7 protein-coding genes and 1 tRNA gene are annotated in these 6,487 nt (G+C 68.5%); 2 read left to right on the top strand and 6 right to left on the bottom strand.

Features of this window, described 5'->3' with window-relative positions:
• Positions 1-104: 104 nt before the first annotated feature.
• Complete coding sequence (locus AC1DWC_RS14830; RefSeq protein ID WP_477909159.1) at positions 105-1,133, top strand: alpha/beta hydrolase; 1,029 nt, start codon at positions 105-107, stop codon at positions 1,131-1,133.
• Between the two features lie 27 nt (positions 1,134-1,160).
• On the opposite strand, the gene AC1DWC_RS14825 is transcribed toward AC1DWC_RS14830, so the two are convergent.
• From AC1DWC_RS14825 to AC1DWC_RS14800, 6 genes are all read right to left on the bottom strand, one after another.
• Positions 1,161-1,670, bottom strand: coding sequence for an N-acetyltransferase family protein (locus AC1DWC_RS14825; RefSeq protein WP_477909157.1), 510 nt, complete (start codon positions 1,668-1,670; stop codon positions 1,161-1,163).
• A gap of 31 nt (positions 1,671-1,701) precedes the next feature.
• Entirely contained in the window at positions 1,702-2,376 is a 675-nt protein-coding gene (locus tag AC1DWC_RS14820) for a hypothetical protein (RefSeq protein WP_477909155.1), read from the bottom strand.
• A gap of 164 nt (positions 2,377-2,540) precedes the next feature.
• Positions 2,541-3,125, bottom strand: a complete 585-nt coding sequence (locus tag AC1DWC_RS14815) for a DUF2461 domain-containing protein (RefSeq protein ID WP_477909153.1) — start codon at positions 3,123-3,125, stop codon at positions 2,541-2,543.
• 26 nt (positions 3,126-3,151) lie between these two features.
• A complete protein-coding gene (locus tag AC1DWC_RS14810) occupies positions 3,152-4,132 on the bottom strand; it encodes a ribose-phosphate diphosphokinase (protein ID WP_072845373.1) in 981 nt (326 codons plus the stop codon).
• On the bottom strand, positions 4,129-5,607 hold the full coding sequence (gene glmU, locus AC1DWC_RS14805) for a bifunctional UDP-N-acetylglucosamine diphosphorylase/glucosamine-1-phosphate N-acetyltransferase GlmU (RefSeq protein ID WP_477844195.1): 1,479 nt from the start codon (positions 5,605-5,607) through the stop codon (positions 4,129-4,131). The genes AC1DWC_RS14810 and glmU overlap by 4 nt, the downstream gene beginning before the upstream one ends.
• 31 nt (positions 5,608-5,638) lie before the next feature.
• Positions 5,639-5,709: transfer RNA gene (locus AC1DWC_RS14800), tRNA-Gln, on the bottom strand.
• A gap of 132 nt (positions 5,710-5,841) precedes the next feature.
• Between AC1DWC_RS14800 and AC1DWC_RS14795 the strand changes: the two genes are divergently transcribed.
• Positions 5,842-6,480: a TetR/AcrR family transcriptional regulator gene (locus AC1DWC_RS14795; RefSeq protein WP_477844196.1), complete on the top strand. Its 639-nt coding sequence runs from the start codon at positions 5,842-5,844 to the stop codon at positions 6,478-6,480.
• Positions 6,481-6,487 lie beyond the last annotated feature (7 nt).

Here is a 6,487-nt window from a genome sequence, read left to right as displayed (position 1 = left end):
ACTTTGCTCGTGGGGGTGGTGTTTTCCGGTTACCCTCAGAGGGATTGTTCTTCAGCATCACCGAACCGCCGTCGGGCATCGCAGTCAAAGTGCGAGGAGCGACCATGAACGCGATCGGACACTGCCGGACCTTCCTCGTCGTTGCCGTAATCGCCGCGTCGAGCCTCTTCGGGGGGGTGGCGTCGGCGGACGCGTGGCGAACCCTCCCAGCCGAGAAACCTGCATCGGCAGACGGATCCGTCCTCGACCACGTCGAAGAGGTCGGCGACCGTCAGCTGAACATGTACGTCTACTCGGCAGCGATGGAGAAGGTGGTCCTGCTCGAGGTGATCCGCCCCGCGGATCCCAGCGTGCCCCGTCCGACGCTGTACCTGCTCAACGGTGCCGGTGGCGGCGAGGACACGGCAACCTGGCAGGCCAAGACCGATGTGGTCGGCTTCTTCGCCGACAAGAACGTCAATGTCGTCACCCCGGTCGGCGGCGCCTACAGCTACTACACCGACTGGGAGAAGCCCGACCCCGTCCTCGGCCTCAACAAGTGGACCACCTTCTTCACCAAGGAACTTCCCCCGATCGTCGACGCCACGCTCGGGACGACCGGGGTCAACGCCATCGCGGGACTGTCGATGTCGGGGACTTCCGTCCTGAGCCTGGCCCAGGCCGCCCCCAAGTTGTATCGCACGGTCGGCGCCTTCAGCGGGTGCGCCGAGACCAGCACCGCGCCCGGCCGCGACTACGTCAACTTCGTCGTCGGCTTCCGCGGCGGAGACGTCGCGAACATGTGGGGACCGCCCGACAGTCCGGACTGGGTGGCCAACGACCCCGTCGTCAACGCCGAGAAGTTGCGCGGCATGAACCTGTACATCACCAACGGCACCGGGCTGCCCGGCCCCCACGAGACCCTCGACGCACCGGGAGTCAACGGAGACCCGGGCGTCCTGGCCAACCAGGTGATCGTGGGCGGAGTCATCGAGGCGGGCACCAACGAGTGCACGCATCGGCTGGCCGACAGGTTGAATGCGCTGGGAATCCCGGCCACCTACGACTTCCGGCCCACCGGCACCCACTCGTGGGGCTACTGGCAGGACGACCTGCACAACTCCTGGCCCATGATCGCCGACTCCCTCAACTGATTCGCAGCTGGTCGGACCGGCCGACGGCTACTCCGGCGGCGTCTCGACGGGCAGCGTCAGCTGCATGATCGTCAGGTCCAGCCAGCGGCCGAACTTGACGCCGACCTCCGGCATCTGCGCGACGACGCGGAAGCCGAACCGTTCGTGCAGTGCGATGGACGTGGTGTTGGTCGACTCGATGTTCGCCACCACGGCGTGCACCCCGCCGGCGCGGGCGCGCTCGATCAGCTCCGCCATCAGCGCCTTCGCGATGCCCTTGCGGTGGTGGTCGACGTGTACGTACACCGAGTTCTCCACGGTGTACCGGTAACCGCTCTTGGTACGCCACGTCCCGTACGACGCGTACCCCGCCACCTTGTCGCGGTCGACCGCGACAAGCACGGGGAACCCGGACGCCTGTCGCCCCTCGAGCCACGCGCGCCGGTCCTCGACGTCCACCGTCTCCTCGTCCCACACGGCCGTGGAGTTGCGCACGGCCTCGTTGTGGATCTCGAGGATGCCCGGTAGGTCGTCGTGACCGGCGTCGCGGATCAGCATGGGGCGTAGGTCATCTCAGTTGCCCGTCAACTCAGTTGCTCAGGCCGCGGCGGGTCTTCTCCAGCGCGGCCAGCATGCGCAGGATCGAGGTCTTCTGGTTGCCGAGGTCGGCAAGGCGGGCCCGGGCGGCGAGCCCCTGGCCGGTCTCCGCGACCGTGATCTGCTCGTCGACCGAGGAGAGCTGGTCCAGCAGTCCGGTGACGCGAGCCTCGAGCGTGGCCAGGTCCACCGTCGTGGTCGCCGACGCAGCCGGCGTCTTGGTGGCCCCGGAAGTCGACGCAGACGCGCCGGCGGCGGTGGACCGGGGTGCGGCCGTGCGGCGGGCCGGTACGGCCGTCTCGGCGACCACAGCGGCCGCACGCGGACGCAGGGCCTTGCGCACGAGCGCCGGGTCCGGCGGGTTCTGCAGGCGGGTGCCGTTCAACGCGGCGCGCGCGTCGCGAGCGGTGACGCGCCACTCGCGCTCCTCCTCGTCGTCGGACTGCAGCGTGCCGCCGAGCGGGCGCAGACCGTACATCCCGAGGAAGCGTCGCGCGCCTTCGATGATCTCCTCGTTCGTGCGGCAGGTGCCGCAGCGAGGCTCGTTCCGGTAGGTCTCCACCGAGTCGTCGTCACCGCACCAGACGCAGGCGCCGGGAACCCAACGTCGGGCCGCCTGCATCGTCGTGGTTCCGGCCGGGACATCGAGAGTCTGCGCGTCAATCACAGCGCATGACAATAGGGCAGAGCGCGACGGCGCACGACACCGGATCGTTACGAACCTGCATTTCTCCGTTCCAGCGTGATCAATCTCATGGTCACCGCCGCGACTGGGGACGCCATAGCGCACAAATGCTTGTCGCGCAAGAAGATTCCGGGCGGTCTGTACCGCTACGACGGATCGCCGAGCACGTCCGACGACCACTCCACGAGCGGCGTCAGCGCCGTCCAGGCGGCGGCCACCTCGGTGGCCGCGCGGGCGGTGGCGAGCCACTCCGGGGCGCCGAATGCGCGGCCCGCGGTGAGGGAGCGGTGACGCAGGAGGTCGATCCGTGGATGGTCGGTGGCGAAGCCCCGCGGCTGCGTCTTGAGCCGGTCCCCGCCGATCTCGAATCCCGCGGTGCGGAGGTCGGCGGTGATGCGCTCGAGTTGCCCGCCACGCAGCGCCCCGTCGACCGCGGCGCGGTACCGGGCGACCCGGTCGGGGGTGTGCTGGTAGAAGCCGCCCGCCACGAAGAGCCCGGACGCGTCGACCTGGACGTAGTAGCCGAGGCCGGAGCGGACGTCGACGAAGCCGCCCTGGTGGGTCTTGTAGGGGGTCTTGTCCTTCGAGAACCGGACGTCGCGGTACGGCCGGAAGACCTTGCCGGCCCCGAACTGCGGCTCGAGTTCGGCGAGCAGTTCGGTCATCGGCGCGCGGACGCACTCGTCGTAGACCGCCTTGTGCGCGGTCCCGTTTGACGGGTCCGTAGACACGTCAAACGCGCACGAGCGCGAAGCGACTAGGCGATGCCGTTGAAGAGCGAGGTCACCGAGCCGTTCTCGAAGACCTCCTTGATGGTGCGCGCGAGCAGCGGGGCGATCGAGAGGACGGTCAGCGTCGGGAAACGCTTCTCCTCGGGGATCGGCAGCGTGTTGGTCGCGATGACCTCCTTGGCGCCGCACGACGCGAGCCGCTCGGCGGCCGGGTGCGAGAAGATCCCGTGCGTGGTGGCGATGATGACGTCGCCCGCGCCGGCGTCCTTGAGCACCTTCACCGCGCCGGCGATGGTGCCGCCGGTGTCGATCATGTCGTCGATCAGCACGCAGGTGCGGCCGCTGACGTCACCGACGACCCGGTTCGACTTGACCTGGTTGGGCACCAGCGGGTCGCGGGTCTTGTGCACGAACGCCAGCGGCGCGCCGTCGAGGGCGTCGGCCCACTTCTCGGCGACCTTGACCCGGCCCGCGTCCGGGGAGACCACGCAGATGTTCTCGGTGCCGTAGTTCTCACGCACGTACTCGGCGAGCTGGCCCTGCGCGTGCATGTGGTCGACAGGGCCGTCGAAGAAGCCCTGGATCTGGTCGGTGTGCAGGTCGACGGTGATGATCCGGTCCGCGCCCGCGGTCTTGAGCAGGTCCGCGATCAGGCGGGCCGAGATGGGCTCACGGCCGCGGTGCTTCTTGTCCTGCCGGGCGTACGGGTAGAACGGCAGCACCGCGGTGATGCGCTTGGCGGATCCACGCTTGAGGGCGTCGATCATGATGAGCTGCTCCATCACCCACTGGTTCAGCGGGGCGGGGTGGCTCTGCAGGACGAAGGCGTCGCTGCCGCGCACCGATTCCTCGAACCGGACGAAGATCTCGCCGTTCGCAAAGTCCGTGGCCGTCTGCGGGGTGATCTGGATGTCGAGTTCCTTGGCCACCTGCTCGGCCAGTTCGGGGTGGGCGCGACCGGAGAAGAGCATGAGGTTCTTCTGGTTGTCGATCCAATTCGCGGTCACTGCTCTTCGCCGTCCTTGTTCGTGTTCTCGATGTGTTGCTGCTGTGCCCGCGAGGCCGCCTCGGCCGCCGCAGTGCCGGGTCGGTTCCGCTCGACCCAGCCTTCAATATTGCGCTGCTTGCCTCCGGAGACGGCGAGCGCCCCCGGCGGAACGTCGAACCGCAGCACCGTTCCGGCTCCGGTGTAAGCACCGTCACCCACCTGCACCGGAGCGACGAACATGGTGTCCGACCCCGTCCGCACGTGCGACCCCACCACGGTACGGCTCTTGCCGACCCCGTCGTAGTTGACGAACACGCTCGACGCCCCGATGTTGCTGTGGTCGCCGATGGTCGCGTCGCCCACGTAGGTCAGGTGCGGCACCTTCGAGTGCGCACCCACCTCCGAATTCTTCACCTCGACGAAGGCCCCGAGCTTGCCGGCGGCGCCGAGCACAGTGCCGGGACGCAGGTAGGTGTACGGCCCGACCGTCGCGCCCGCACCGATCGTGGACCGGTCGGCGTGCGTGCGGACGACGGTGGCGCCTTCTCCGACGGTGACGTCGGTGAGCGTGCTGTCCGGGCCGACGACCGCGTCCTCGTCGATGGTGGTGCGTCCGCGTAGCTGGACGCCGGGTTCGAGGGTGACGTCGCGGCCGATGGTCACGCCGACGTCGACCCAAGTCGTGGCGGGGTCGATCACGGTGACGCCGGCTCGCATGTGGGTCTCGAGAATGCGGCGGTTCATCTCCCGGCCCAAGGCCGCCAACTGCACCCGGTCGTTGGCGCCTGCGACCTTCACCGGATCTGCGAGCAGGGCTGAGTAGACGTCGCGACCGGTCTCGCGGGCGATCTTCAGCACGTCGGTGAGGTACAGCTCTCGCTGCGCATTGTGGGTGTTGAGTCGGCCGAGTGCGTGCCGCAGCACCGCGGCATCGAAGGCGTAGACACCCGAATTGACCTCGGTGATCATGACCTGCCGCGGCGTTGCGTCGGCATGCTCGACGATCTCCATGACATCGCCGTCCGAGTTCCGGACGATGCGGCCGTAGCCGTTCGCGTCGTCCGGAACGAAGGTCAGCACGGTCACCGCGGCAGGCGTCGGCGCCGACAGGTGCTCGTCGAGCAGTCCGTGCAGGGTGTGGCCGTCGAGCAGGGGCACGTCCGCGGAGGTGACGACCACGGTGCCGGCGAAGTCTGCCGGCAGGGCGCTCAGGCCGCACGCGACCGCGTGGCCGGTGCCGTTCTGCTCTTCCTGGACCGCCGTGGCGATCTCGAGGTCCAGTTCCTTCGCGACCTCGGCGACCGCGGCGCCGACGGCCTCGCGGGCGTGACCGACCACGGTGACCAGGTGGGCCGGCTTGAGTTCGGCCGCTGCGTGCAGGGAGTGGGCGAGCATCGTGCGACCGCCCAGGGTGTGCAGCACCTTGGGGGTCTTGGACCGCATTCGCGTCCCTGCTCCCGCAGCGAGGACTACTACGGCGGTCTCGACCGGCATGAATCTCCCTCGAAAAGTCGTCGTTCTCGCGCTCCGCCGCCAGGACTCGAACCTGAACTATCTGAACCAAAATCAGAGGTGCTGCCATTACACTACGGCGGATCATTGCGACAGCGGAGTGCTATCAACCCTGGGCCGACGCGCCCGCTGTGCGCCCACGATCTTCGCATGCGGGCGCCGAATCGGTCGAACCGCATCGCCGAAAATACCCGACCGGCCGATAGGCTGGCCGACATGTCCCGACCACCGCAGGCCACTCCCGACCGACCGGCCCGGACCCGGATGACCGGCACCCAGCGCCGGCAGCAGCTGATAGAGATCGGCCGCAGCGTGTTCGCCGAGCGGGGGTACGAGGCGGCGTCGATCGAGGAGATCTCCACCCGCGCCAACGTCTCCAAGCCGGTCGTCTACGAGCACTTCGGCGGCAAGGAAGGGCTGTACGCGGTGGTAGTGGATCGGGAGATGTCCACGCTGCTGGAGATGATCACCTCCTCGCTGACCCAGAACCGTTCCCGGGTCCGGGTCGAACGGGTCGCGTTGGCCCTGCTGACCTACGTCGAGGAACGGACCGACGGTTTCCGGATCCTCGTCCGTGACTCGCCGGTCGCGGCCAAGGAGGGCACCTACTCGAGCCTGCTCAACGAGGCGGTCAGCCAGGTCGGGCACATCCTGGCGGGCGACTTCTCGCGGCGCGGGCTCGACGCGGCGCTGGCCCCGCTGTACGCGCAGGCGCTGGTCGGGATGGTCGCCACCACCGCGACCTGGTGGCTCGACGAGCGCACCCCGTCGAAGGAGGTCGTCGCCGCGCACCTGGTGAACCTGTGCTGGAACGGACTGACCAACCTGGAGGAGAACCCGCAGCTCGGGGAATAGCCGGTGG

Source organism: Rhodococcus sp. P4_C10 (assembly GCF_056402135.1).
The sequence above is the reverse complement of the archived record's forward strand: the minus strand, read 5'-3'. Positions and strand labels throughout refer to the sequence as shown.

Coding starts and splice junctions, on each gene's coding strand:
- AC1DWC_RS14795 (WP_477844196.1), top strand. CDS start 5,842: ATGTCCCGACCACCGCAGGCCACTCCCGACCGACCGGCCCGGACCCGG.
- glmU (WP_477844195.1), bottom strand. CDS start 5,607: ATGCCGGTCGAGACCGCCGTAGTAGTCCTCGCTGCGGGAGCAGGGACG.
- AC1DWC_RS14830 (WP_477909159.1), top strand. CDS start 105: ATGAACGCGATCGGACACTGCCGGACCTTCCTCGTCGTTGCCGTAATC.
- AC1DWC_RS14825 (WP_477909157.1), bottom strand. CDS start 1,670: ATGCTGATCCGCGACGCCGGTCACGACGACCTACCGGGCATCCTCGAG.